This window comes from Bacillus massiliglaciei (assembly GCF_900098925.1).
Classification (GTDB): Bacteria; Bacillota; Bacilli; order Bacillales; family DSM-1321; genus Peribacillus; species Peribacillus massiliglaciei.
The window spans coordinates 432851-459180 of the sequence record NZ_LT622359.1; the positions used below are offsets into that span (position 1 = coordinate 432851).

Here is a 26330-nt window from a genome sequence, read left to right on the forward strand (position 1 = left end):
TCTTGGATGGCGGGGCATTTTTAATGGGGAAATTGTCGTTTTATTCGAGAAAATGTTAGAATAAGTGATTTCATTTGCCAAAATCAGTATATATTTTGATAAAATAACCTTAGAAGATTGAAGAGTTTATAGGGGGAAAGCATGAAAAAACTACTTTTACTATCCAGCTTACTGTTCATCAGTGTATTATGGCTGGCGGGATGTTCAGATGATGAACCAACGCCGGAAGAGCGATTTGCTGCTTATACAAACTTATGGAATAAGCAGGAATTCGCAAAAATGTACGATTACTTATCTGCCGATACAAAGAAAAAGGTTTCATTAGAAGAGTTTACAGGCAGATATGAAAAAATTTATCAAGATATCGAAGTGAAAGACCTTCAGGTTAACTATAAGCAGCCAGAGGAAAGTGCTATAGATAAGGATGCCAAAAAAACATCTTTAAACTTTAAAGTGTCGATGAACACGATGGCTGGTCCTGTGGATTCTGATCATAAGGCCCGCTTAGTGAAAGAAGAAAAGGATGATAAAGAAAACTGGTATATACAATGGGATGAGAGTTATATTTTCCCTCAGTTACAGGCTGGTGAAAAGATCAGCATTACTTCATATCCTGCCATTCGCGGAGAGATTGTCGACCGCAATGAACGGGGACTCGCTATGAATGGAACGGTGGCGGAAGTCGGAATTATTCCAGAACAAATGGCCAATGAAAAGGAAACCATCAGCCAGGCGGGAAGTCTTCTTCATATGACAGATGATGAAATCAATCAAAAACTCTCGCAATCATGGGTAAGACCGGGGGATTTTGTTCCGATTAAGAAGCTTGCGGCAGATGATACAGCGACTATAGAGAAGCTGACAGGGATTTCAGGCGTTTCTATCCATAATACAGAAGAGCGGGTATATCCGTATAAAGAGGCGGCGGCTCACTTAATTGGATATGTAGGACCCGTATCAGCAGAGGATTTAAAAAAAATGAAGGACAAGGGATATTCGGCTAATGATGTCATTGGAAAAAGAGGGCTTGAGCAAATCCTGGAAGATCGGCTGAAAGGGAAAAGCGGAGCGAAAATATACATTAAGGCTGAAAATGGTGAAGAGAAAGTCATAGCAGAACAGCAGGCGGAAGAGGGAGAAACAATTGTTTTGACAATTGATGCAGAGCTGCAAAAAGACATCTTCAATCAATATAAAGGAGATAAAGGCTCGGCAGCAGCGATTCACCCTAAAACAGGAGAGACGCTGGCCCTTGTTTCAAGCCCGTCCTTTGATCCTAACAAATATGTGCTGGGAATCAGTGCGTCTGAACAAAAGGAATTAACTGACAATCCAGACAAGCCGCTAATCAACCGATTCAGTTCTGTTTTTGCTCCTGGATCGACAATGAAGGCTATCACCTCTTCAGTAGCTCTGAAAAACGGGGTAGACCCTAAAGAAGCTATCAGTATAAAAGGAAAAACGTGGCAGAAAAAGAATTGGAAAGACCATTCGATAACACGTGTGGCGGATCCGGGAATCCCAATCGATATGCAGAAAGCGCTGATTTATTCAGATAACATTTATTTCGCGCAAAAAGCGCTCGGCTTGGGAACAAAGAAGTTCACAGAAGGACTAAAGGCGTTCGGATTTGAAGAAAAAATGCCTTTTGACTACCCCATTACTTCATCTAAAATTGGTGACATAAGCTCAGAAGGAAGGCTTGCCGACAGCGGCTACGGTCAGGCACAAATTCAAATGAGCGCTATACATTTGGCGTCTGCGTATTCCGCCTTTTTAAATGAAGGAAATATGCTCGCTCCGTCCTTGATTGTCAAAGATAAGATGGAACCGAAAGTCTGGAAGAAGAATGTCCTTTCTGCAGAGCAGGCAGATTTGGTCAAGAACATGCTAACACAGGTAGTTGAAAATCCTCACGGAAGTGCCCATAAATTGAATGGGCTGGATATCCCGCTTGCTGCTAAAACAGGAACAGCGGAAATCAAAGCTTCCAAAAATGCAAAAGGAACTGAAAATGGCTGGATCGCCGTCATGAATACTGAAAACCCTGAACTGCTTATGACCTTAATGGTAGAAGATGTGAAGGACAGGGGAGGAAGCAAAGCAGCGATTGCCAAAGCAGAACCGATCTTAAAGAAATATGTAAAATAAAATGTTGGTATTGTTTAGTTTTCAGGCGCTCATTCACTATGGTTTTGAATGAGCGCCTGTTTTGTGAATAAGAATAGTAGGGTAATTAAATATTACTAGTTTTTTTATTATCATCAAAGAAAAGAGGAACACCATGAGAATGTTAACCAAAAAAGTTATTTACTTATTCTTTAGCAGTTTCATTTTTGCAATGTGTTTGAGCGGCACGAATTCAGCTGATGCAGCGAATCCAGTTTATACGATAAAGCCGGGAAGTAAGCCTGCTGATACATCCATGTTAAAATTTTCGACGTATAATACCCATACGAAACACTATTATCTGCTGCGCTCCTATCTCGAGAAACTTGAACAAAAGGGAGGAGGATCCCTTGTTCTGACAAAAGGAACGTATACAATCAGTAACACCCTTTATGTGCCTTCAAATGTCACGATACGTCTTAAGGACGGAGCTAAGCTTGTAAAAGGAAACCAGACAGGCACTTCGAAGTTCAAGGCTTCCACATCTATGTTTCAATTGATACGGCCTTCGAAATCCAAGAAAAAGGCAGTATTTGGTCTTCACCAAGGAGAGAAAAATATCAGCTTTATAGGGGAAGGCAATGCATCTGTTGATTTGAAATATTTGAAGGACAGGATTGCAATCATTATGGGGCATAATCAAAATATAAAGGTAGAACATCTTACATTTAAAAACATGAACTCCGGCCATTTTATTGAAATGGATGCTTCGAACGGAGTGAAGATACAAAACAATACATTTCAGGATTCCAAAGCCTCTGCGAATAAAGTGAAAGAAGCGATTAACATCGATACACCAGACCGGTCAACAAATGGCTGGAGCCAGGAATGGAGTAAGTTTGATAAAACGCCTAATCAGAATGTTCTTATTGAAAAAAATAGTTTCAAAAATTTAGACCGCGCTGTGGGAACTCATAAATATTCAGGCGGTAAATATCATAATAAAATTATCATTCGAAATAATAAAATCGAGAATACCCGATCAGATGCAATCAGGGTCTTGAATTGGTCCAATTCAATTATCGAAAAAAATTCTTTTTTGCGTGTAGCAAATGGAAAACCTGGTATAAGAGGAATACTTGCGAGCGGGACTAAAAACCCTCTATTCCAAAAGAACACCTTCTCAAAAGTGGGAAGGGCGATGCAATTTATGGCATGGAAGAATGATGGACCGGGTTCTCAATACGCCATTACTTATAACCGGCTAAGCAGCGCCAATAAGAAAGCATTGATGACCAACCATGCTCTTCTAACGACTGAATCGTTCATACGGATTAATAAACAATATAAGGAATATGTGAAGAATACGGAAAAAATCCAAATTCAAACAAAATAGAACTGGATCAAGAAAGCATTCTTGCTGTTCAGGCAAGAATGCTTTCTGTCTTTGTTCATATACTCATAAAGAACGGTCGGCATCACTAAATTCTGAATTGATTTTTTTATAATGAAAGGAGAATGAGAATGCAGCAGAAGAATGCCGGTTTGGCCGCCATTTTAAGTTTTTTCTTTTCGGGCCTGGGTCAAATCTATAACGGCCATATTGGAAAAGGAATCTTATTGATTATCATCCAGGTCATTAATGTATTTCTTATGTTTATTCTTATTGGATTCATTACATATCCACTCTTTTGGATGTATGGTATGTATGATGCATATCAATCAGCGGACCGCTATAATCAGCAATTACAGCAGGAGAATAGTCAATTATAAAATTATATGCTGGCGCTCATTCTAAGTGGAAATGAGCGCCTATTTCATGAACTGGCAGGAAGAACAGAATCATCTCTATTCCTTTTGAAGCTGTCCGGGAGTAAATGGAATGTTAGCAGCTGAGGCGATGATCCGGGATATGTCTGTATTTTCGAGGACCCCGTTAATTTTTTCGCTGCCGGGCCCTGTTGCAAAAATCGGAACCATATTAGCAGTATGTCCGCCGGTAGAACTTGCGGAGCGGGTTGAAAAACCAGCCGTTCCTGCTTTAAACCAGCTGGCAATTGTACTGCCGATCATCCAGTCAATTTGATGCTGGGGATAGACCATCCCCCGGTTTTCCTTAACTTGCTCAATAAAATGCTGTGCTTCTTTTTCAGATAAATTGATTTGGGCATATTTTTTAAAAATAGCGGCCGTCTGTTCTGGATCCATTGTTCCGTCCCGTAAAGGCTTAAGCTGTTTAGCCATATATTCCGTACTGACACGGAGTTTTTTCAAGGCGGGAATATTCATGGATTCAGTAGCGGATATCCCCATTGTTTCATGGTCGGCCAACACAATAATCAAGGTATCCTGTTTATTTTTAGCCCAATTCATTACTGACTGAACAGTTTGGTCAAATTCAATCGTCTCTTTCCAGATACCGGTTAGATCAGCGGCATGGGCTGTATGATCAATTCTTCCTCCCTCGGCCATTAAGAAAAAACCCCTGTCTTCCTGTGACAGCGTCTCGATGGCCTTTAAGGTCATTTCGCTTAAAGAAGGTTCGTCGGAATGGTATTCTTCTCTGTCTAATTTGAAATTCATATAGGATGGATGAAATAATCCAAGGAGCTTCTTCGTTTTTTTAAGCTGATTCAGTTCACTTCGATTTTTAACGAAACGGTAACCATCCGCTCTAAATTGGTCAACAAGATCCTGGCCATTCTGCTTGTCCGGTGAAAAAAACTTCGCTCCGCCGCCAAGAATCACATCGATTTTATGATGGTAAAGCTGTCTGGCTATATCAGCACTGCCAGTCCAGCGATTCGGAACACTCGCGCCAAAGGCTGCCGGAGTGGCATCAACGACCATGCTGGTGGTAACCAGGCCTACTTTCCTTCCAGCAGCCTGAAAGGCATCCAAAATACTGTCGACCTCTTGGCCGCTCTGATCGACTCCCAGCGATTCATTCTTTGTTTTAACGCCTGTCGCAATCGCCGATCCTCCTGCAGCCGAATCTGTGACAAAATTATTAGCTGAATAGGTCTTCATCAGGGCTGTATGTTCCAGCTTTTCCACATTAAGCGTACCTGTTTTGCCATATTCGAATTGCCTGGCTATCTCCAGCTGTCCTATTCCCATTCCATCCCCAATAAGGAGAATGACGTTTTTGGCGGCAGGAGGGGTTTCGGCATAAGCGAATGACGGACAGGAGCAAAAAAATAAGAGGGCCATGATCAGACCGCATGCAAGTAAATAGTGGGTTCTTCTTGTTTTCATCGTTCTGTTCCTTCCGCTGTTTTGTTAGTTAGTATATGCAAAAAGCTCGGAAACAACGAAGAAGAAACATTTTCCTGGGTACGCAAAAAGGGGACGTCTCTAATGATGAGAGTCCCCTTTACATATAAGTTATTAATCAAACGATTAATTAACGGATTCAAGAACTTATGGAAGCTCCAGCTGTTCTTTTAAACCGGCCTGTATTTTCTGTTTTTCTTCTTCTGATACGATCAGATACCAAAGGCCGTCGATTCTTTGCCCTTCCCCTTCAATCGTCGTTTGCTCTATATGCCCGAGCGCCGGTTTGTAATGATTTTGGATGCTCAGCATTTCATCAAAGGACAGATTTGTTTCTACATTTTTTCCAAGCGCTTTAAAAATATCTTGATAATTCGTTAAGGAGGAGAGGCTTGCTCCTTTTTTCATGATGGCTTGTATCACCTGACGCTGGCGCATTTGTCTGCCGTAATCCCCGCGGGGATCTTCCTTCCGGATACGGGAATAAACCAATGCTTCTTCCCCGGATAACGTTAACGTGCCTTTTGGATAGCTAAAACCGCCATGTGATAAATTCATGTCATTTTCAACGGTCACTCCATCAACAGCATCGACAATATCTTTGAAGCCTTCCATATTCATCTTCACATAATAGTCGATAGGGATATCGAGGAAAGCTTCAATTGTATTAATAGCCATAGGAATTCCGCCATATGCATAAGCATGGTTCATTTTCTCTGTGCTATTGTGACCGACAATTTCTGTACGGGTATCACGCGGCAGGCTTAGCATTTCAATGGATTCCTTCTTAGGATTTACTGTCATGACAATCATTGTATCAGAGCGTCCCCTGTCTCCTTTTCGCTCATCCACTCCCAGAATGAGCAGCGAGAAGGGGTCCTGCCGTTTGAATTTAAGGTCTTCTGCTCTTTTATCGCTTTTATAATCCGTTCCCTGCATCGTGCTAACAGCGTCTTTTAATGATTGATAAAAAGAGGCTGCATAAATTCCCCCGCCGATTAAGAGAATTAAAAATATAATGCCTATTACTTTTCTTTTTCTGCCTTTTTTCTTTTTCTTTTTATGGTAATCTGATCTCATTTTTTTATCCCCCTGTTTATATCCCGCCATTTTATATGGGTCTTTCACTATTTCAATGGAGGGAGGACAGACTTATATGCTTTCTTGTCTATATTCTTTATCAATTTTTTCAATATATTCTATGGTATATAAAAAGCCGGTTGGATTTTTCCGCAGTGCATCAAATAGAGCCCATTTCATTATAATACGTGAAAGGGGCAGCTGTAATTTTTAAGTTACCATCTTTAATAGAATCGGCAGGAGTGTTCATAAGTTTAGGGATGAAAGAAACCCTGGAATGAATTATGGAGTTTAAATAATAGCAGGAAGTGGGAATAAAATACAAAAGATGAAAAAGTGAAGGCAGCAGAAGGAGACTGGCTGAATGAAGAAAATAAAAAACGGACTGAGAAAGCCCGTTTTTTGAACATATTTCTATAATCTTTTATAGCCGATGATTTTAGGATTCCAGTAGGAATTGCTTGTATCACTGATCATAACCCCTTGGCTGGAGCTGGCATGGATAAACTGTCCGCCGCCAAGGTAGATTCCCATATGAGAGATAACAGATTTGTTTGATCCAGTAGCAAAGAATATTAAATCTCCTCTTTGAGGGGATGAAACACTCTTTCCTAAATCATAATAAGTGGAAGAGGAAACTCTTGAAATCTGATAGCCTGCTTGTTTAAAGGTATAGTAGATAAATCCGCTGCAGTCAAATCCGGATGGACTGGCTCCTGCCCATGAATAGGGCGTTCCGATTAGTTTTTTAGCTTCAGCTACTACTTTTTCAATGCTGGCATTGGAAGAAGCAGTAGTGCTGCTCACCTTTCGGGCAGGTGTATTGGAAGCGGCACTCGCGCTGCCAGTTAATTTCAGTTTTTGGCCGACTCTTATCAAGTCAGAGCTTAGCCCATTAATAGACTTAAGTTTAGATACAGTGGTTCCCTTATTCTTAGCGATTTTGGAAAGGCTGTCCCCCGCTACAACAGTGTAAGTGCCAGACGGAGAATTACTGGAAGAGCTGCTGGCTGGCTTAGCAGCAGATGTATTGGAAGCCGCACTTGCACTGCCAGTCAATTTCAGTTTTTGGCCGACTCTTATCAAGTCAGAGCTTAATCCATTAATTGATTTCAGTTTAGATACAGTAGTTCCCTTATTTTTAGCGATTTTGGAAAGGCTGTCTCCCGCTACAACAGTGTAAGTGCCAGACGGAGAATTACTGGCTTGCTTAGCAGCAGATGGAAGGGAAGCGGTCGTTGTTTGTTTCGTTTTCGAAACAACGAGCTTATCTCCGGCATATATTCGATCGGATGTTAGGCTGTTAAGCTGTTTAAGCTCTCCAAGAGTTAAATCATGCTTATTAGCGATTTTAATTAATGTATCTCCAGAAACGATTGTATAGGTAGCAGAAGTTGTTTTTTGCACTGTTACTTGGGCCTGCTTGGCTTTAGAATCAGATGATGAAACAACTAGCTTTTGATTTACTAGAATTAAATCAGAGCTTAAGTGGTTCCATTTCTTTAAATTGCTGACAGTTGTCTTTTTTTCGTTGGCGATTTTTGATAAAGTGTCGCCTTTTTTTACTGTATATGAACTTGCAAATGCCGAATTGGCAAAAGCAGTCGAAAGAAGGGCCGCCGCAGAAAATGTGACAATACTCTTTTTCAAATCATTTCACCCCATAATATGTCTTTTTAACCATTTTAGCAATAAAAGGCGGGGGAATAACATTACAATTATATTACATTATGGAAATAGAGAGAAAAAGATGAAAAGAAGTATAATATAATAGTAATTAAGAACTATATTCGTAAAGTCGCAATATGTCTGAAGATGGTTAGAGAAAAGAAAAACCTTGATGAAGGCTTTTCATCAAGGTTTACTTAGCGAACTAATTTGTATTTTGGACCTTTCACAATCTTGCGATTACCTGCAGGATCAATCAGCTCCATTTGAAATTGATAGTTTCCGCTTGCGGCTGTCTGTCCTTTAGAATTTTTTCCGTTCCAGGTTACGGTATGACTGCCTTTATTAAATGCCTTTTTCGTATAAAGGGTTTTTATTTGTTTTCCGTCTTTTATTTGAACAATGGATATATTGGCATTTACGGATTCAGATACGGTCCATTTTGCAGATGCCGACTTGTTCTTTGGTTTAAAAGAGGCAGCGGCATTCTTAATGACGGCCGAAGGTGCTTTCGTATCGAGAGCGATTCGGACAGCTGCCTGCTTGCTTTGGCGGCCGGCAGCATCAGCAGCCTGGAGTTTCAACTCATAGATGCCATCCTTCACTATTTTTCCTTTGCTGTCTTTCCCGTCCCATACCAGAGAATGGCTGCCTCCCTCGAATCCTTTATTCACAAGCAGGCTTTTTTGTTCCTTGCCTAGATTATTATAGATCGCAGCGGACAGAGCCGCTTTTGTATTCAGTGACAAATCAATGTTCAGTTTTTTGGTCACTGAAGGAGAAAAAGAATATTCCTTTTTTGCTGCTTTGATTTCGGGAGTCACTTCGTTTTTTAAGCCGAAAGAAACACCTTTATAGGCCGAGTGCCTGGAGTTATTTATTTTGACTCTTAATTTATATGTCCCAGTGGGGGCAAAGGAGCCATCATCCTTTTTTCCATCCCATTTGACCGTATAGGTGCCGCCGTCCCAGCTTTTATTCGTCACTAGTTTTTTTATTACCTGATCTTTCGAATTTTTGATATAGACAGAGAGCTTAACTCCATTTTCTGTTTGAAAGGAGTAAGACATCTTGTTTTTTCCGTTAGCTGTCAGTGAGCTGCTGGATTTTGTGATTGTTGATATCGGATCAGGTGTTTTTGCCAGTACTTTAGAGGCATCGAGTCTGCCTGCTCCAAAGTGTGCATCCCAGCCTTTTGGACCTAAGTCAATACTGGATGACTTTAGAATTTTCAAGATCTCATTTGGAGTAAGAAAGGGATCTTTCGATAAAATGAGAGCTGAAATGCCGCTTACCATCGGAGCGGCCATAGAAGTTCCGCTCATAAAACCGTATTTATTGCCGGGAAGGGTAGAGTAGATATCCGAACCTGGTGCAGATAGGTCGATATAGCTTCCATAATTTGAGAAAGGAGCTGCCCGGTCTTTTTGATCGGTCGCACTAACGCCAATTACATTTTTAAATGCGGCGGGATACCTGAGTTTAGAAGTGTGCTCATTTCCAGCCGCCGCAACAATGATAATTCCCTTTTTATAAGCCCGCTGTATAGCCTGATCGAACTCTTCATTATAATCTTCTGTTGTTAAACTCAAATTAATGATATCCGCTCCGGAACGCGAAGCATATTCAATGGCATCAATGATTGTGTAAATATCTGCCTCGTTATCTTTGAACACGTTGATGGGCATCAATTTTACTTCAGGCACAATGCCGGCTGTTCCGCTTTTGTTCATGGAAGCGGCAATGATTCCCGCTACATGCGTTCCGTGCTCATTGGAGGGAAGCGTCGTTTTTTTTGTAATGATATTATAGGGCTTGATAAAACTTCCTTTTAATTCAGGGTGGCTCATTTGAACCCCGCCATCAATAAGCGCAATTTTGATGCTGCTGTTTCCTTTTGATGTATCCCAAACTGTTTCCATGCCAATCTTTTTGGCATACCACTGTTTTGCAAATCCGCTGTCAGCAGGAATATAGCTTGGTTTCACTTCATTATTAAGCTCGGCTCTTTGGACTTCAGGGAAAGATAGCAGGATGTTGATCATGTCATTCTTATTTTTATCAGAAGATATAGAGACGAGAGACAGATTAATTGCTCCAATGGACTGTATTTCTTTAGCATGGACGGAGCTGAGGATCGACTGCTTCCGTGTATCGCTGATAGGGTGTCTGAATTTGACCATCAGCTCTGAGTCTGCATTATCCCTATCTAAAAATGGACCGGGTGCTGCAGTTGATGCTAAAGACGTAAGAGGGATAGAGAAACTGAACAAAAGAATGAGAAGCAAAATAGTTAGCTGCCGCATCTATATCTCCTTGTATGTTTAATAGTTTAATTGATTTTCAACTTATTATATTACATTTCTTTTACATGTACAGCATTTAAATGTGTAAATTTCTTACAAATATCTGATGGTTGATAGAAAGATCCCTTTTACGCGTCATTGTTGCGGAAAGCAGGGGAGTGAGGGAAATGGAGTCACAAAAAAGAGGCGCTGTACATGCGCCTCTTTCGTTTAATTAAGATATCTATTTTTTGAAAAGAACATCTACCAGATTTTTGCTGGAGGAACCTGTTGAATATTGATTCCATTCATTCCTGAATGGAATAATCTTGTCTGTTTTCAGGTCATTATCCCTGATCTTCTGAATAATCTCTAAAGTCTCAGTCACGACTGGACCCGGCATTGATTGATGGTAGTCTTCCCAAAATCCGCGCTCTTTCTCATAGCTTTTAAGATCATAAGCAAAAAAGATCATCGGTTTTCCTAACAAGGAGTACTCAAAGGGAAGTGAAGAATAATCCGTAATTAACAGGTCAGCCGCAAGAAGCCACTCATTCACAGGAAACTCATTGCCGATCGTATATACAAAACCGGGATATTTTTCTGCGAAACGATTCGTGGCAGAAACAGCTGGATGCAGCTTCAGCAAGACTGCATAGTCTTCATTTGCCAGTTCTTTATAGAGTAAATCTATATCAAGACCTAGCTGATACCCTTCATGTAAGTCACTTTCTCGATAAGTAGGGGCATACAGCAGTGTTTTCTTATGTGTCAGTTCAGGAAATGATGCATAAATTTTATCGAGGGCAGACTGTCGGGCAGCCATATCGAAAAAGAAATCCGTTCTGGGAATGCCGGTTCTAAGTATATTATTTTCTTCAATACCAAAGCTCTCTTTAAAGATACCGGCCATTTTTTCGGATCCGATGGTAACATAATCAAATTGCTGATACACGTTTTTAAACCGTTTCTGTGCTTTTTTGCTTCGGAACTTTACAGAGGGATCCTGAAGCCCAAATTTCTTTACAGCTCCGGCTGCATGCCAAACTTGGGTGCATGTGACTTCTTTTTTAAAAGAGACAGCCGAAAGAAATCCAAAATAATTATCGACAATAATCCATCGGGAAGTGGCAAGATGAAAAATGGATCGCAGCATCTCTATTATATGAAGACTCTCAAAATGAAGGACGATGGTATCTCCATCGTCCTTCATTTCAATCTTGCTTTTTCCTTTATTTAACACAACTCTTTTAACAGGTGCTTGCTGTCTGACCATTTCCTCCAACACAAACTGGCAATTTTCGCCGATTGAAGAAACGAAAGTCGCTTTGTTTTTAAGCGGAAAAAGCTTGCATAGAGAAAAAAGCAGGTTAAAGCAGAAAAGATAGATTCCAATAACAAAATCTTTAGCCATTTTTGACTTCTAATAAATCATTTTTGATCTGTGAAGTAGAAATACCAACTGTGCGCGGTAAATAAACAACTTCGCATACATCTTTAAGGTCGTCGAATTTTCCTTCCCAGTCATCTCCCATGACAAAGATATCAACGCCTTCCCGGATCACGTCTTCTCTTTTTTGTTCCCAGTTATTCTCAGGTATAACTTTATCAACATATCGAATGGATTCTAAAATCATCTTTCTATTTTCAAAACTATGATATGCCTTCTTATCTTTTAGAGCATTAAATTCATCAGTTGAAATAGCAACAATTAAATAATCTCCAAGGTCTTTAGCGCGTTTTAGCAGATTAATATGACCCCAATGCAGTAAATCGAAAGTACCGTATGTGATGACTTTTTTCATAACTACGCCTCCTAGCATTTTTAAAAACTATTTATATATTCGTTGGTTAAATTTATATTAATTATTCTTCTAATTATAACGCATGTTCCTTACAAATAAACCACAAATATTTAACAATTTGCAGTCTAGTGTAACAAAAAGAAGCTGCCAAAAATCGACAGCCAAACAAAAGGATCATACATTCAGTTTAGTTGAATAGAAGCTTATGAAGGCTGAATGTCATTTTGCCTTTCTACTGATGGATCCTGTAGGATATGGTTTAATATTCGCAGATTATTTTCTGTATCCTGATAAGTAAAAATCAACTTTTTCCTTGAGGTAACTTCGCGTTTTTCTTTGAAATTCCCTTTAACTATTTCCTCAATTTTCTTTAAAAGTTCATTTTGCGTGTAGACAATGTCACCCAAAAAAGTTTCTTCGATAGGTCTTAAAATTCCATTGGAAAAGAATAAATCTTGATCAAAATGATAATAAATCACTGGTTTTCCCAGTAATGTGAAATCAAAAGAAACGGAAGAGTAATCGGTTATCATTAGACTGTTTTCTTTTAATAAATGCTGAACTGTTTTTGCTCCTAGTTTTACCAAATTGATCCTGGAACTGTTTAATTGAACATTTTCAATGATGTATTGCTGCATTCGATAATGTGGGTAGAAATTTAATGTTAGGTTATATTGTTCTAAAATTCTGGACAGTTCCTCTGATTGTAAAAAGGTAATGTATTTTTTGAAGTATAAAGACTTTAATAACTTTTCTTCATTATTAATCCATTCTCTCCACGTCGGTATTAATAAAATTTCTCTTTTAGGGGAATGGTCTTTTTGTAATTCATCGAATCTGGCCAGTCCGGTTACGACAACTTCATTATTTGAATATCCCAGTTTTTTCTTTACTAATTTCTTTTCATGCTTAGATGAAACAATAAAAAGATCGAAAGGGTATTTATAAAACTTTTTATGATATTCGACGTTCTTTCTTCCCAATACTCCATGCTGCAAAAATACCTTTGTAGCCTCTCGGTAATTTTTTATTTGAATTCCTTTGAATGGAAGAAAATATTCTAAATCATGTGTTCCGATTAGTTTTGAAGCACGCAGGCTTTTTTGGATATGTTTTTCGCTCCCGATGTAGAGCACATGGTCTGAATCATCTATTAGTCGTTCTTTATCCAGTGAATTAGGATCTATTACATAATAAATTTCTTTATCAGGAAGTGTTTTCCTGAGATAACGGAAGAAATGATAGCCATTATCCTGAGCAGTGTCGGGTCTTTCTCCCACCAGCCATATATCATCTTCCGTTTTTTTATCAGAGAAATATTTAATCTCCTTATAGCTTTCTTTTGAATATCGAAAACTCTCCAATTTTAAATTTCCTTTTGGAGTAGTGGTTAAATGATACTCAATCATTTCATTTTTTGTCTCACTGCTGAAAGTTTCAAGTACGGCATCTTTAAAATAGGTAAACTCTTTTAACCCAATTTTTAATTTTCTGTTCACCACATCCTGATTTAGAAGGATATAAAAATCAAGAATTTCTTTGAAGTTGGGAACAAGACCGCCTAATTGATCGGTTGGAATATCTACCCGAAATTGTTTTTGAGGCGAATCTGAACCTGATAAAATTTGTACAGGGAATTCTTTGGATTCCTCACTGAGTCTATTGAGAAGCATGATGGACAGCTGATAATGGTTGCTTGCTCCTTCAATATTATTTGAAAAATAAGTGGAACCGTAAATTGATAATTTTTTGTCAGCTAGCACAACTTTATCTATATGCTTTTTAAAAGGGACTTTTGAATAGACAAAAGACATTCGCTTATTCTTCGTTAAATAAAACATGCAGTAATAATAGTCCGTCTCATTAAAAAAGGTTCGGTTTACAAGGTCTTGGCTGCTATTAATACTGTTTATTTTAATTCTATAGTTAAAAAATTGCCCTGCACATTTTTTACTTAAATAAACATCCCATCTCTTTACATTTTCTGTGAAGTCAAAATTCAAGTCATCGTAATTTAGGGAAGCTTCTAATATAACTTTCTCTTCTGAAAGGGAAGCATGGATTGGAAAAGAGCGATATTCGTTAGAATCTCTCTGTCTAAAGCGAAGGTAAAGGTTTTCTTTCTCTTTCAGTCCTGCTTTGAATGTTTCCATATCGAATTCTGCTTTAAAAGTGACTGTATCTGAACCGTAAGAAAGAGTAACCTCTTTTGGAACAATTTTTATATTAGTCGTTTTAGTGAAAAGTTTTCCATTTACGGAATAGGGTACAAAACGAATTGCTTCCCGATGCCAGGAGATTTGAAATGAGTCCGCAAAAGGCTGTTGACCTTTAGGCTGATTTACATAGCAAGGAAAACTGCATTCGAAGTCTTCGTCTTTCAGCAGAATATAAGTATCCCACCTATCCTGAGGCAAAAAAGAATAATCTGCTAATTGCAGAGTTGCAGTAAATTTATTCTCGTAAATGTTCATAGGAGCTTTTAAAATATAAGTTCCCTTTCTTTTCTTTAGAAGTAAATGGTAACTTGCATTTGGGAAATTATCCTGTAAAAAGCCGTTCCAGATAGTACCCTCAAAAATCACTTCGTTATTCTCGTAAAGTATGTTTTCGATCTCGTTGGGTATATCGTAAAGTTCCTTAGCTTCTTGTTTATAACTGGCTCTATAAAAAATTCTTCCATGTCTGTCATACCGCAGCTTTAAAAGGAAGTCCGGAGTTTCAAAAAATGTGTTGGAAATCTCTTGATGTTTTTCTTTTTTAATCCGAACGTCAGCAGTTTTATTGCCAATTTTTATATAAAGGTGATAATTTTTCTTTTTTTCTTCAAGAACTAATTCTTTTTTATTAATAGTAAATGAATATAAAAAGCTTTCGCTATCTGAGTCCTTTACAAATCCTATTTTAGAGAAAGCTGTTTCTTTTTTTCGATTTAGAAAAATTAAAGATACATTCTTATGTGGATTGCGGCCAAGCAGACTTTTTTTAATTGTGACCAAAAATTGCAGTTCTGTTTCATTTTCAGCAATATCCTGCAATTCGGAATAAGGCAATAAATTATTGATTACAAATTCTCTCAGGTTGTTCTTTTTTGTTGTAAATATTTTTTTAAATCTTTTTTTATAACGAGTAGATAATCTAAAGATGCTAATGATAATTCCCTCCCAACAAAGTGCAAATGACCTTCCTAAACTGAAGATATTATTTATACCCTTATAATATTAAGCTGATCAATGAATAACTGTATTTCATTTGTTAAGTGTGGTTAATCTTTCTATTATTCCCCAATATAAAGGAAAGACGTAAATATGTTATCGAAAAAAACATTTTTTGTCTATTTTATATAACCAGTTCGTAAGCCCTTCCAATACTTTTGGGAGAGCATATAAGAAGGAATAATAGCAGAGGCCATATGACGATAATTCTTTGTTCAGAGAAATTAAGTGGTATAATCACAATGTGATTTTTATCAGCAAAAGGAGAATAGAAAGTCGATAGTAAGTAACTTAAATCCGGTTATACCTTCTGTACTTGTATCGTTTTTATTGAAAACGAGCAAGAAAATATTTATATAAGAAGAAATAAGGATGATAGGCTTTTTGTTCTTTCAATAAAATGTTAAACCCCTCATACTATAAGGGTAATTGTTCAAAAGGAGTACCAATGATGGATAAATTTATCAAAAATAAAATGGTCAAAGATATCTTTTTTGAAGATTCGACCATGTGTATTCAATTTTATTTTTTAAAAGAAAAAATGGATGAGTACGAAGGGGACAAAAATTTGTTGTTTCTTCCGAGAAATAATAACAGTCAATTAGCTGTGCCTATTTCTATTGTAGACTCCCAGGAATCCTTTGGAATTTATGAAGCGGCCGTTCCGCTTAAGGAGTATGAAACTATCTTTAATCACAGAGGAACCTGGGATTTGTTTTTAACCATAAATTCAGAAGAAGCAGAATCGGGAGACTCAAAAAGCTTTAGATTAAAGAGTAATTTTGAAAATCATGAATTACTTACCTTTGAGTATGAAGAAGGAAATGTGTTTTATCCATTTACAACAAATAAAGGGAATCTATCCTTAAGATCCAGAAGGGGAAAGGTTAGGCTGTTTATAAATGATTTTTCTTTCACTGAGGAGACTTTAGGAATAGAAGGGTATTTTTTGAGACCGATGTCAGGCCTCACTATTCTCGAAAAGAAACTCATTGTAAGAAATCATGAAACAGAGGAAGAAAAGAGTTTACCCATCATTGATTTGGATGAAAAGGACTTAGGCAACAGCCTGTTAGTCGGTAAATGGAAATCCAATATAAACTTATTAAACTGGATGAATGTGGCATCGCACACCTATTATAAGTTTTATTTGGAATATACCTATATGACGGATGAAGGGCTTCCAGAAACAAAGAGGACAGGCAGAATCAAATTTAAATCAAATTATCAAAAGATGCATAAACAGATTGAAACACGGAAGGTTAATGGTGTAAAAAAAGCGGTATTGATTAAGCCTACAAAAAAATCCAAATATTTATCAGTGCAAGTCTATAATTATAAATTAATTAAGGAATTGAAAAGGAAGATAGTGAATAAGGTGCTAAGAATTAAACGAGGATCAGCTGTCAAAAAAATGTATCAAACTGCTTTCAAATGGGTGGGGCTGCTGCCAGCTAAGAAAAATTTAATCATGTTTGAAAGCTTTCTAGGAAAGCAGTACAGTGATAACCCGCGTGCGATTTATGAATATCTAAAGGAAAACAATCCAGAATATGAAATGCTTTGGAGTGTGGATAAAAAATTCATCCGCAATTTTGAAGGCAAGGATGTGCCGTATGTCCGAAGGTTTTCGGTTAAATGGTTATTTAAAATGGCGAGGGCGAAGTATTGGGTCAGTAACAGCCGTCTTCCATTATGGATTCCAAAACCCTCGCATACAACCTACCTTCAGACTTGGCATGGAACGCCGCTGAAAAGGCTTGCTTCTGATATGGAAGAGGTGCATATGCCGGGAACGAATACAGAGAAGTATAAAAGGAACTTCTTTAAAGAATCAAGGAATTGGGATTATCTAGTCTCTCCGAACCGTTATTCCTCTGAAATCTTTGCCAGAGCCTTTAATTTCGAAAAAACAATGATTGAATCTGGGTATCCAAGAAATGATGTTCTGTACACCGAGAATAATCCAGAGAAAATTACTGCAATGAAAAAAAGATTTGGTTTGCCTGCGGATAAAAAAGTAATTCTTTATGCTCCTACTTGGAGAGATGACCAATTTTATTCAGTAGGAAAGTATAAATTTGACTTGGAATTAAATCTGGATCAGCTAAAAGAGGAATTAGGAGAAGAATATGTGATTGTTCTAAGGATGCACTATTTGGTTGCTGAAAATTTAGATCTGAGCTCACATACTGGTTTTGCTTTTGATTTTTCCAATCATGAGGATATTCGTGAGCTGTATTTAGTTTCAGATCTATTAATTACAGATTATTCTTCCGTATTCTTTGATTACGCCAACTTAAGACGTCCGATGATTTTTTATGTATATGATATCGAAACATATCGGGATAAATTAAGAGGGTTTTATTTTGATTTTGAAAAGAAAGCCCCTGGTCCATTGACCAAAACAACAGAAGAAGTCATCCGCTATATTAAGGAAATTGATAATGGAAAGGCTCTTCCTCCTGAATTTGAGGAATTTTATAACAAGTTCTGTTATCTGGAATCAGGAGAATCCTCTAAAAAAGTGGTTGAAACAGTATTTCATTAAGCAGCAGGAAGCGGAGGGAAGGCTGAAAATAGAGTTTGACAGCCTGCCTTCAAAACCACCACCTCCGTTTAACGCAGACAAGACATTAAAGTTAAGGACGCTTTATAAGCGTCCTTAACTTTAATTCAATTTGAAACCAATATTTGAGTTTATGGTTGTATAAAATTGGAATGTTCTCTTTTTATATTGAACCATAGCAGGATTTGTAATTGATGCTTTTCGATATTCACTAAAAATAATGAACACTTCATAGCTCGATGATTTTAATTTGTCTAAAACATCCAAGTCCAAAATCACTTCTGCTGTCCCAGCCTCATTAATATTCAAAGGAAAGCGGTGTTCATTCAGTAAATCACTTCGGTCTCTCAGAACAATTTCACGAACAGTTTGTGCATCTTCTCCGTATACATCGAATTTTAAATGATAGGCACCTTTTTGAAATCTGCCATTCTGATAGACAGCAAGTAAAGGGACACGTATATACTGATCTGTACCCTTAAGAAAAGGGACTTGAAAATACGGAAGACTGTCGATGATTTCAAATTGTTTAACTTTCTCTTTTTTATTCCACTTGAATAATTTTTCCATTTCGTCATAGCGTTCGCTTTGAAACAATTCATAAGCCTTTTTATTAATCGGGTGGAAAAATTGCTCAGTAAAATCGTAACTCAAATCTTTTGTTGTGTCTAAAACCTCTCTAAATTTATCTATATAAGAGGTTTTATCTTCGCTTTTAAAGAAATGATGCCGATTGAATAAGCGAGTAATACAATCAAATTCATATAAGCGATTTAAGATGCTTTTTTCTTTGTGTATATCGAGATTCTTTTCTTTAACATACTTAATTACTTGGATATTGGTATCCATTTTCTCCATCACATCTGTCTGTTTCGTTAAAGATTCGTTATTTTCTTCAAGACGATTTAGATAATAAACAACATGCCTGGTCGTGGAAATTTTATGGCAGTGTATAAGCACGTCAATGAAAAATTGCTTATCTTCGGCATATTTCATTTCAGGGAACCGGATATCATACCTTTTTAACAGGCTTGTCTTCATCATTCTGGCACGGGGACCAAGGTGCTGAAACATATGAGGGATTGAGAAGGGGGAGATTCCTCTTCTTTCTATCCAGGATTCATGTTCACCTATTATTTTATTGCCTTTATTTCCTACTTCTATGGTTTTTCCTACGATATAATCGTCGCCAGTTTGTTTGATAATCTTATAGAGGTTTTCTAAACCATCTGGTTCTAGCCAGTCATCCGCATCTAAAAAGGTGATGTAGGGGGATTTAGCCAGCTGGATTCCATAATTCCTTGGTCCTGCTGGTGTGCCTGTATTATTTTGAAAGAAGACAATGATAATATTTTTGTATTGGTTGGCATATTCAAACAGGATTTCTCTCGAAGAATCCGTAGATCCGTCGTCGACAAGGATATATTCAATATTTTTAAAACCAATGGATTGATTTATTACAGAATCAATCGTTTTTCGCAAAAACTTCTCAGCATTATAAACAGGAGTTACTACAGTTATCTTGCTCTTTTTAAATAACAAACCGTTATTTTTTATGTAGCGCCCTTCAGAGTTATAAATTATGTTATTCGATTTTTCTAATTGTTGTAATGGATCTTCCATTTTTTATGCCTCCTTTTTTTAGGGATGCTGTTCCAAAAGTATGTGAAGTTCTAAAACAGTATTATACTCTCGTTGAAAAAATTTACAAAAAATAGTGTATAGCAGAAACGAAACCTATAATTGATATTATGAATAATAAGACATATAATTAGGTCTGGCTGTATAAAAGCAGGTATTTTTGCTTCTGTTTTTTTAATAGAGCAGATGATAGAAGTATCATGATGATTTATTGAAACCATTACCCTGTTTTTAGCCATATAAAGATAAAAAGATGTTTTTTTTTAATAAATTCGCCCTTAAAGAGCACAATGTTTTAGAATTATGTGTTACAGGAAGGTCCGTGTATGATTATGAATTCAGCTTTGACGGTATTAAAAGAACAAATCCGTAATTTTTATTTGATAAGAAGATTGTCTGTATATGAAATGAAAAGTGCCAATAATAATAATTATTTGGGGAACTTATGGGAGATAATCAGCCCGCTTATTCAGATTTGTATTTTTTGGTTTGTGTTTGGTTTTGGAATCATGAATAGAGGAGAGGTAGAAGGAACTCCTTTCTTTCCTTGGCTGATTTCTGGGATTGTGGTGTGGTTTTTCGTTAATCCATCCATTACTCAAGGATCTAAATCGGTCTATTCACGTCTGAATTTGGTCTCGAAAATGAGCTTTCCGATGAGCGTGATCCCGACGTATGTTATCTTTGCTAAGCTTTATCAGCATCTGATGCTGCTGGCAGTCATTATTATTTTACTGGCTTTTACAGGCTATTACCCTACAGAGTTTATTATACAGATTCCTTATTTTATGGCAGCTACAGTCATTCTGCTGTTGTCTATTGGTTTGATTACATCAACTCTTTCGACAATCATCAGGGATGTCCATAATTTAATTACGTCGCTTATGAGAATATTGTTTTATTTGACGCCGATACTATGGGTGTTGAGTGATGAGCAAAAGGCAGATTATCCGTTGATTCATATGCTTATGATGGCCAATCCTTTTTATTATATTATAGAAGGATATAGGGCTTCGCTTCTTGGCAGGTCATGGTATTTCATCGATAATTGGGAATATACGCTTTATTTTTGGATCGTAATTCTTGTCTTGTTTTTTGTAGGTTCTTATCTGCATGTGAAATTTAGAGATCGTTTTGTCGATTTTAAATAAACTGGAAGTGATGAGTTGGATAAATCAGTAATCGTCCAAAATGTGACGAAAAAATATAAACTTTATAATAAGAACTCAGATAAACTGCTCGATTTACTTTTGCCGAAGAGTTACGGCGAAGAATATTATGCTCTCCGCAATGTCAGTTTTGAAGCGGAAAAAGGTGATGTGATCGGGTTTGTAGGGGTGAATGGTTCAGGAAAATCCACTTTGTCCAATATTATTGCCGGAATCCTTCCGCCAAGCGGTGGAGAAGTGAAGGTCAACGGAAAAACGGCATTGATTGCTGTAAGTTCAGGATTAAATAATCAATTGTCAGGCCGAGAGAATATTGAATTGAAAATGCTGATGCTAGGCTTTGATAAAAAGAGAATTAAGGAATTAGAACCCGAAATCATTGAATTTTCGGAGCTGGGCAAATTTATTGATCAGCCGGTTAAGTCTTATTCAAGCGGCATGAAATCACGGCTGGGATTTGCTATTTCCGTTAATATTGACCCGGATATTCTGATTATTGATGAGGCTTTATCGGTAGGGGATAAAACCTTTGCGGAAAAATGCCTTGATAAGATGAATGAGTTTAAAGAACGGGGCAAGACGATGTTCTTTGTCAGCCATTCAATTGGCCAGATGAAGAAATTTTGTCAAAAGGCGCTTTGGCTTGAATATGGAGAATTAAAGGCTTATGGGCCGATTGAAGAAGTCATGCCTCAATATGAGAAGTTTTTAAAAGAGTATAAAGCGATGTCTAAAAAAGAACAAAAACAATACCGTGAACAACAGATGGAAAAACGGAGCAAGGCCACTGTGTAAAAGGACAGGCAAGGTATTGCCTGTCCTTTTTACTTTATTAGATTCTTTTGACAAAGGCTTAAATAGAAAAATGCTAGCTGCGTTTATGAAGGGCTGAAGAGAAGGAAATGAAGAATATAGTTGAAATACTATCCATACCTTTTACGAATACTACGAAAAAGAAATTTATAAAAGACGAGATTACTCCGAGGCTCAAACAAGAGAAAAAAACATTCATTGTTACCGCGAATCCGGAAATTGTGGAGTATGCCAACGATCATCCAAAATATAAGGACATCATTTGCACGGCCGATTATATTACTCCTGATGGAATTGGCGTAATCCTTGCTTCCCGCTGGATGAAAGAGCCCCTTCAGGAAAGGGTGTCTGGCTTTGATATGATGAAAGATCTATTTTCATTGGCAGACAAAAACGGATTCAGTGTATATTTGCTTGGAGCGGAAGAAAGCGTGATTGAAGAGGCTGCTAACAAGGTTCAATTTGAGTACACAAATATTGAACTGGCAGGGTACCATCATGGCTACATTGATATTAATGATGCCGGTCTTGCTAAGAAAATAGCCCGTCAGCGTCCGGATATTGTGTTAGTGGCACTTGGCTTTCCGAGGCAGGAAAAATGGATTCATAAGCATTATCATTTGTTTGAAAAAGGGATATTTATGGGTGTAGGGGGCAGCTTTGATGTACTCGCAGGGAAAGTGAAGCGGGCTCCTGTCTTCTGGCAGAAAGCCAACCTTGAATGGCTGTACAGACTGATTCAGCAGCCGGCCAGATGGAGAAGAATGCTTATGCTGCCAAGATTTGCATTGAAAGTAATGATTAAGTCAAAGCGCCGTTAATGTCAGAATCCAGTTATGGAAGACATAAAGAATTTCAAAGCGAAAATTTATACCGTGTTATATCATTTATAAAACAACGTTGATAAAAAAAGTGGATTAGGTAACCTTATTAATAAACTGATTACCTTTTAGGTCAAATAAAGCTAATTTTTTACAAAATAATATAAATCACTACTTTTAGTAGAGATTTAGCGGTAAAACGTTTATAATTTGTATTTGAGGATAAATAAGATTTGTTAAGATTTAATTAAGAAAACGTAAATATACTGTTTTGTGAATAGATAGCTTTATGTCGAATAAGAGGTGGAAAGAATGTTAATAGTGGCCTTTTTGGTAGCATTGATCTTGTCCATTTTTCTGACTCCGTATGTCGGTAAATTGGCAATTAAAATAGGGGCGACTGATAAACCGAATGAACGGAAAGTCCACATGAAATTGATGCCTCGAATGGGCGGACTGTCCATCTTTATCAGTTTCATGATTGCCTTTTTCTTGTTTATCCCCCACACTGCCCTTCATATGCCTCTGCTGACAGGAGCGCTTGTGATTATTGCGGTAGGGATTGCGGATGATATATATGAGCTTCGTCCGGCTCCTAAGTTTTTGGGTCAGATCGTTGCAGCTTTGATTATTGTTCTTTGGGGCGGTCTTGAAGTAGAATTCATTAAGCTTCCATTTGGCGGTGAAATCCAATTTGGAGTGTTCAGTATTCCATTTACGATTTTATGGGTCGTTATGATCATGAACGCCATTAACTTTATTGACGGCCTGGACGGGCTTGCAGGCGGTGTGTCATCGATTGCGATGGTCACGATCGGTATTATGGCGCTTATTATGAATGATGTATTTGTTGCAGCTGTTGCTCTGATTACATTAGGAAGCACACTTGGATTTTTGAAATATAATTTTCATCCGGCAAAAATATTTATGGGTGACACAGGATCGATGTTCCTAGGCTTTATTATTGCCGTATTATCGTTATCAGGTTTTAAAAATATCACGGTTATTTCTTTGATTGTTCCAATCATTATCCTGGGTGTTCCTATTTCAGATACGTTCTTTGCCATTATACGCCGTCTTGTGCACAAAAAGCCAATTTCGGCACCGGATAAGTCGCATTTGCACCATTGCCTGCTGAACAGCGGATTCACACATCGTCAGACCGTATTAATTATTTATGCGATGGCGGCATCATTTGGAATGGCGGCCATCATATTCTCCTTTGCTACAATGTGGGGAGCGCTCTTGATTATTGCGGGTCTATTGCTGCTTATTGAACTGTTTGTGGAAAAAGTAGGTCTGATTGGCTCCGGCTATCAGCCGCTTTTGAAAATGCTCAGTGCGAGAAATATGAAAAAATAATAGATTAGATGAATCATAGAAAAAAGCCTGTCCGTAAATGGACGGGCTTTTTTCATGCGAAGGCGGACGGCAGGAGAGACTGACGCAGAGCTTAGTTGTAGGTTTAGATATACAAAAGATTCTTGTTCGGTCCTTCCTGCCCTCGAACAGCCAAATGCGGATTTGGTCCATTATGCTGAAAAAGCCTGAATCCACATGGATTCAGGCTTTTTCTCTTATTGTCCGGCGGCAGACTGAGCGGATTCTGTTTCCGTCGTGCTTTCCGCAGGAGATAAGTTTAAATGAGACTGCAGCTGAAGCTTCACATCTTCCACTGACGTTTCATCTAATTGATAATAATAGGTTCCGTTCAATGTTAAGTCACTGCCTTTAAGTTTAACTGTTTCCAGTTTAATTCCTGAATCAGCAGTTACATAATTGATGAATCCTTTCATTTGTGAAAAACGAAGATTCGTCGTCATATTGTCGCCAATTGCTTCCATTACATCTGTATATTTCGATACGGCCCCGACAGAGGTTCCTTTTGCCATAATGGCTTTTAGGATTTCCTGCTGTCTTTCACCGCGCTGAATATCGCTGTCTTGCTTTCTTGTTCTGGCCACAGCCAATGCCTCTTCACCATTTAAGGTTTGACGGCCTTCTTTCAGTACGATGGCACCCTTGTTATCTTTTGAATCTATTTCTTTTAGGTCATAAGGGACATCGACTTCTATCCCGCCCAGAGCATCAACTACATCCATGAACGCATTGAAGTTCATGCGGACATAATAGTCAACGGGGATATCAAACAGTTCTTCTACTGTATCCATGGTTGCTTTTGGACCGCCGGCAGCATGGGCTGCATTGATTTTAGTCGTTGTATTTTTCGCTGGGATATATACATAGGAGTCACGCGGAATGCTCAGCAGCTTAACGGATTTTTGCTCTTTGTTAAAAGTGGCGAGCATCAAGGCGTCCGACCGTGAGTTTCCTTGATAATTCCGTCGCTCACTGTCATCGATTCCAATGAATAGGATAGAGAAATTATCTTTGAGAGGGTCAACACCGCCATCTCGTTTGGAAGAGGCTGAGACTGGGTCATAGGATTCATCAAAGACATTTTTTGCATTCATCACAAGACTGGCTGCATAGGCGGAAGCACCAAGTACGATAACAAGAAGGGGAACAAGGAGGAACATAACTTTCCGTCTTCGTCTCTTCCTCGTTTTTTTAATTTTATAGACACGTCTAGTGGTAGACATATTTCCTACTCCTTTAAAAATATAACAGGCAGGAATCGATCTTTTTCGAGCCTGTTCATCTATTTTTGAACTATAGCTAATTTTACAATGATTTCTCTGTTTCGTAAAACAAAAGTTTCATTTCAATCAAATTACAAGGAGATAAGGAACAGTCTGAAAGAAGGAGATTAAAAAAAGTCTTCTTCTAAGTATAACTGTTCGCCTTCTGTAATCTTAGCCTGTCCGCTGGTCAATTCAACCATCCAATCCTTATACCGAGGGATGGACTGCTCCTCTACAAAGACGTTAATCGTCACTTTATCCAGGTAAATGATTTCTTTTAATTGAAATTCAGAGGACCTTAATTCATTTTCGAGTTTTCCGAGCAGCGGGTATTCGACCTCGACTGTGATAACTTTCACCAATTTTCGCTGGACGACGCCTGTGGCCGTAATGCCCTCGGATGCTGCTTTGCTGTACGCACGGATTAATCCGCCAGCTCCGAGCTTGATGCCGCCAAAATAGCGGGTCACAACGACTGTTGTATCCTTCAGATTCCGTTTCTTAATGACTTCCAGGATCGGAACGCCGGCTGTTCCGGTCGGTTCCCCGTCATCCAGCGCTTTTTGGATCTGGTTCTGTTCTCCAATCATATAGGCCGAGCAGTTATGAGTTGCATCCTTATGGATTTTCTTGATCTTCGCGATGAAGCCGAGGGCCTCTTCTTCGGTTTCTGTTCTTGAGACATGGGCAATAAATCGTGATTTTTCGATAATAATTTCATTATTTCCCTGTCCTTTTACTGTCAGGTAATTGGGCAGCATGGATATTCTCCTTCCGGTTCCGAATGTTGTGGCTTCATTATAAGTCTTGCTTTAAAAAGTGGCAATTGGAGCCAGTACAGTTCTGTAAATTTCGCAAAATTAAAATTCCAATAATAAATATGTCGAATATACTGGTTTCAAGTTTGTAAAATCAGGGGATATGCGTAAAGGAATATTTTTTGAGAAAAATGATAAAAACCTCAATCCGGTGTTTTTCCTTAGGCGCTGGAATGGGTATTTGGACATTATAGAGTGTCAAATTGCCGAATTTTTGATTGATTTTGCTGTTTGATTGTCTGTATCATTCTCAATTAGGATAATGGATATATACAAAAAGGGAAATATAATTGTTATAGTAAAAAAGACAGCTTATTTTTAAAAAAAGGATGTTATATAGGGACTTAGACAGGAAAGGAATGCTGCTTGATAATATTTCCATAGATGATATGGATGATTTAGGGACAATTTCACGT

General features: G+C 38.0%; 17 protein-coding genes and 1 pseudogene. 8 read left to right on the top strand and 10 right to left on the bottom strand.

The annotated features are described in order from the left end of the window. Positions 1 to 141: 141 nt before the first annotated feature. The 3 genes from BQ4305_RS14060 (at position 142) to BQ4305_RS14070 (ending at position 3882) form a co-directional block, all read left to right on the top strand. Complete coding sequence (locus tag BQ4305_RS14060; RefSeq protein WP_110928363.1) at positions 142 to 2151, top strand: penicillin-binding transpeptidase domain-containing protein; 2010 nt, start codon at positions 142 to 144, stop codon at positions 2149 to 2151. A gap of 133 nt (positions 2152 to 2284) precedes the next feature. Next, entirely contained in the window at positions 2285 to 3505 is a 1221-nt protein-coding gene (locus tag BQ4305_RS14065) for a right-handed parallel beta-helix repeat-containing protein (protein WP_234396966.1), read from the top strand. A gap of 128 nt (positions 3506 to 3633) precedes the next feature. Then, positions 3634 to 3882: a hypothetical protein gene (locus tag BQ4305_RS14070; protein WP_110928364.1), complete on the top strand. Its 249-nt coding sequence runs from the start codon at positions 3634 to 3636 to the stop codon at positions 3880 to 3882. A 75-nt stretch (positions 3883 to 3957) separates the two neighbouring features. Here the strand turns inward: BQ4305_RS14070 and BQ4305_RS14075 are convergent, their stop codons facing one another. The 7 genes from BQ4305_RS14075 to BQ4305_RS14105 all read right to left on the bottom strand — a co-directional run bounded on the left by BQ4305_RS14075 (position 3958) and on the right by BQ4305_RS14105 (position 15261). Further along, positions 3958 to 5367, bottom strand: a complete 1410-nt coding sequence (locus tag BQ4305_RS14075) for an alkaline phosphatase (protein ID WP_110928365.1) — start codon at positions 5365 to 5367, stop codon at positions 3958 to 3960. A 165-nt stretch (positions 5368 to 5532) separates the two neighbouring features. Continuing rightward, complete coding sequence (locus BQ4305_RS14080) at positions 5533 to 6465, bottom strand: LCP family glycopolymer transferase (RefSeq protein ID WP_110928366.1); 933 nt, start codon at positions 6463 to 6465, stop codon at positions 5533 to 5535. Positions 6466 to 6879: 414 nt separating this feature from the next. Next, on the bottom strand, positions 6880 to 8115 hold the full coding sequence (locus BQ4305_RS14085; RefSeq protein WP_110928367.1) for a C40 family peptidase: 1236 nt from the start codon (positions 8113 to 8115) through the stop codon (positions 6880 to 6882). Between the two features lie 215 nt (positions 8116 to 8330). Continuing rightward, the gene (locus BQ4305_RS14090) at positions 8331 to 10439 is read right to left on the bottom strand and encodes a S8 family serine peptidase (protein ID WP_110928368.1); all 2109 of its coding nucleotides are present in this window, start codon (positions 10437 to 10439) and stop codon (positions 8331 to 8333) included. Positions 10440 to 10662: 223 nt separating this feature from the next. After that, entirely contained in the window at positions 10663 to 11832 is a 1170-nt protein-coding gene (locus BQ4305_RS14095; RefSeq protein ID WP_110928369.1) for a CDP-glycerol glycerophosphotransferase family protein, read from the bottom strand. After that, on the bottom strand, positions 11825 to 12223 hold the full coding sequence (gene tagD, locus BQ4305_RS14100; RefSeq protein ID WP_110928370.1) for a glycerol-3-phosphate cytidylyltransferase: 399 nt from the start codon (positions 12221 to 12223) through the stop codon (positions 11825 to 11827). Before tagD ends, BQ4305_RS14095 begins: the two co-directional genes overlap by 8 nt. A gap of 203 nt (positions 12224 to 12426) precedes the next feature. Next, a complete protein-coding gene (locus tag BQ4305_RS14105; protein WP_199880694.1) occupies positions 12427 to 15261 on the bottom strand; it encodes a CDP-glycerol glycerophosphotransferase family protein in 2835 nt (944 codons plus the stop codon). A gap of 625 nt (positions 15262 to 15886) precedes the next feature. Between BQ4305_RS14105 and BQ4305_RS14110 the strand changes: the two genes are divergently transcribed. After that, the gene (locus tag BQ4305_RS14110) at positions 15887 to 17989 is read left to right on the top strand and encodes a CDP-glycerol glycerophosphotransferase family protein (RefSeq protein WP_110928372.1); all 2103 of its coding nucleotides are present in this window, start codon (positions 15887 to 15889) and stop codon (positions 17987 to 17989) included. Between the two features lie 120 nt (positions 17990 to 18109). Here the strand turns inward: BQ4305_RS14110 and BQ4305_RS14115 are convergent, their stop codons facing one another. Then, positions 18110 to 19630, bottom strand: coding sequence for a glycosyltransferase family 2 protein (locus tag BQ4305_RS14115; protein ID WP_110928373.1), 1521 nt, complete (start codon positions 19628 to 19630; stop codon positions 18110 to 18112). 350 nt (positions 19631 to 19980) lie between these two features. Here BQ4305_RS14115 and BQ4305_RS14120 point away from each other — a divergent pair, with 350 nt between their 5' ends. The 4 genes and pseudogenes from BQ4305_RS14120 to BQ4305_RS14135 all read left to right on the top strand — a co-directional run bounded on the left by BQ4305_RS14120 (position 19981) and on the right by BQ4305_RS14135 (position 23813). Then, complete coding sequence (locus BQ4305_RS14120) at positions 19981 to 20799, top strand: ABC transporter permease (protein WP_110928819.1); 819 nt, start codon at positions 19981 to 19983, stop codon at positions 20797 to 20799. Between the two features lie 15 nt (positions 20800 to 20814). Further along, positions 20815 to 21597 (top strand): annotated as a pseudogene (gene tagH / locus BQ4305_RS14125) (teichoic acids export ABC transporter ATP-binding subunit TagH); the annotation flags it as partial. A 122-nt stretch (positions 21598 to 21719) separates the two neighbouring features. Further along, positions 21720 to 22451 carry a WecB/TagA/CpsF family glycosyltransferase gene (locus tag BQ4305_RS14130; protein WP_110928375.1) on the top strand — a complete coding sequence of 244 codons (732 nt, stop codon included), beginning with the start codon at positions 21720 to 21722 and terminating at the stop codon, positions 22449 to 22451. Between the two features lie 312 nt (positions 22452 to 22763). Beyond that, positions 22764 to 23813 carry a glycosyltransferase family 4 protein gene (locus BQ4305_RS14135; protein WP_110928376.1) on the top strand — a complete coding sequence of 350 codons (1050 nt, stop codon included), beginning with the start codon at positions 22764 to 22766 and terminating at the stop codon, positions 23811 to 23813. A 215-nt stretch (positions 23814 to 24028) separates the two neighbouring features. On the opposite strand, the gene BQ4305_RS14140 is transcribed toward BQ4305_RS14135, so the two are convergent. Both BQ4305_RS14140 and BQ4305_RS14145 read right to left on the bottom strand, forming a co-directional pair. Then, the gene (locus BQ4305_RS14140; protein ID WP_110928377.1) at positions 24029 to 25054 is read right to left on the bottom strand and encodes an LCP family protein; all 1026 of its coding nucleotides are present in this window, start codon (positions 25052 to 25054) and stop codon (positions 24029 to 24031) included. A 167-nt stretch (positions 25055 to 25221) separates the two neighbouring features. Beyond that, entirely contained in the window at positions 25222 to 25857 is a 636-nt protein-coding gene (locus BQ4305_RS14145) for a YigZ family protein (RefSeq protein WP_110928378.1), read from the bottom strand. Between the last annotated feature and the right edge of the window lie 473 nt (positions 25858 to 26330).

What these genes read in the sequence shown, in the direction of transcription:
- BQ4305_RS14060 (WP_110928363.1), top strand. Translation starts at nt 142, where the DNA reads ATGAAAAAACTACTTTTACTATCCAGCTTACTGTTCATCAGTGTATTA.
- BQ4305_RS14065 (WP_234396966.1), top strand. Translation starts at nt 2,285, where the DNA reads ATGAGAATGTTAACCAAAAAAGTTATTTACTTATTCTTTAGCAGTTTC.
- BQ4305_RS14070 (WP_110928364.1), top strand. Translation starts at nt 3,634, where the DNA reads ATGCAGCAGAAGAATGCCGGTTTGGCCGCCATTTTAAGTTTTTTCTTT.
- BQ4305_RS14075 (WP_110928365.1), bottom strand. Translation starts at nt 5,367, where the DNA reads ATGAAAACAAGAAGAACCCACTATTTACTTGCATGCGGTCTGATCATG.
- BQ4305_RS14080 (WP_110928366.1), bottom strand. Translation starts at nt 6,465, where the DNA reads ATGAGATCAGATTACCATAAAAAGAAAAAGAAAAAAGGCAGAAAAAGA.
- BQ4305_RS14090 (WP_110928368.1), bottom strand. Translation starts at nt 10,439, where the DNA reads ATGCGGCAGCTAACTATTTTGCTTCTCATTCTTTTGTTCAGTTTCTCT.
- BQ4305_RS14095 (WP_110928369.1), bottom strand. Translation starts at nt 11,832, where the DNA reads ATGGCTAAAGATTTTGTTATTGGAATCTATCTTTTCTGCTTTAACCTG.
- tagD (WP_110928370.1), bottom strand. Translation starts at nt 12,223, where the DNA reads ATGAAAAAAGTCATCACATACGGTACTTTCGATTTACTGCATTGGGGT.
- BQ4305_RS14110 (WP_110928372.1), top strand. Translation starts at nt 15,887, where the DNA reads ATGATGGATAAATTTATCAAAAATAAAATGGTCAAAGATATCTTTTTT.
- BQ4305_RS14115 (WP_110928373.1), bottom strand. Translation starts at nt 19,630, where the DNA reads ATGGAAGATCCATTACAACAATTAGAAAAATCGAATAACATAATTTAT.
- BQ4305_RS14120 (WP_110928819.1), top strand. Translation starts at nt 19,981, where the DNA reads ATGAATTCAGCTTTGACGGTATTAAAAGAACAAATCCGTAATTTTTAT.
- BQ4305_RS14130 (WP_110928375.1), top strand. Translation starts at nt 21,720, where the DNA reads ATGAAGAATATAGTTGAAATACTATCCATACCTTTTACGAATACTACG.
- BQ4305_RS14135 (WP_110928376.1), top strand. Translation starts at nt 22,764, where the DNA reads ATGTTAATAGTGGCCTTTTTGGTAGCATTGATCTTGTCCATTTTTCTG.
- BQ4305_RS14140 (WP_110928377.1), bottom strand. Translation starts at nt 25,054, where the DNA reads ATGTCTACCACTAGACGTGTCTATAAAATTAAAAAAACGAGGAAGAGA.
- BQ4305_RS14145 (WP_110928378.1), bottom strand. Translation starts at nt 25,857, where the DNA reads ATGCTGCCCAATTACCTGACAGTAAAAGGACAGGGAAATAATGAAATT.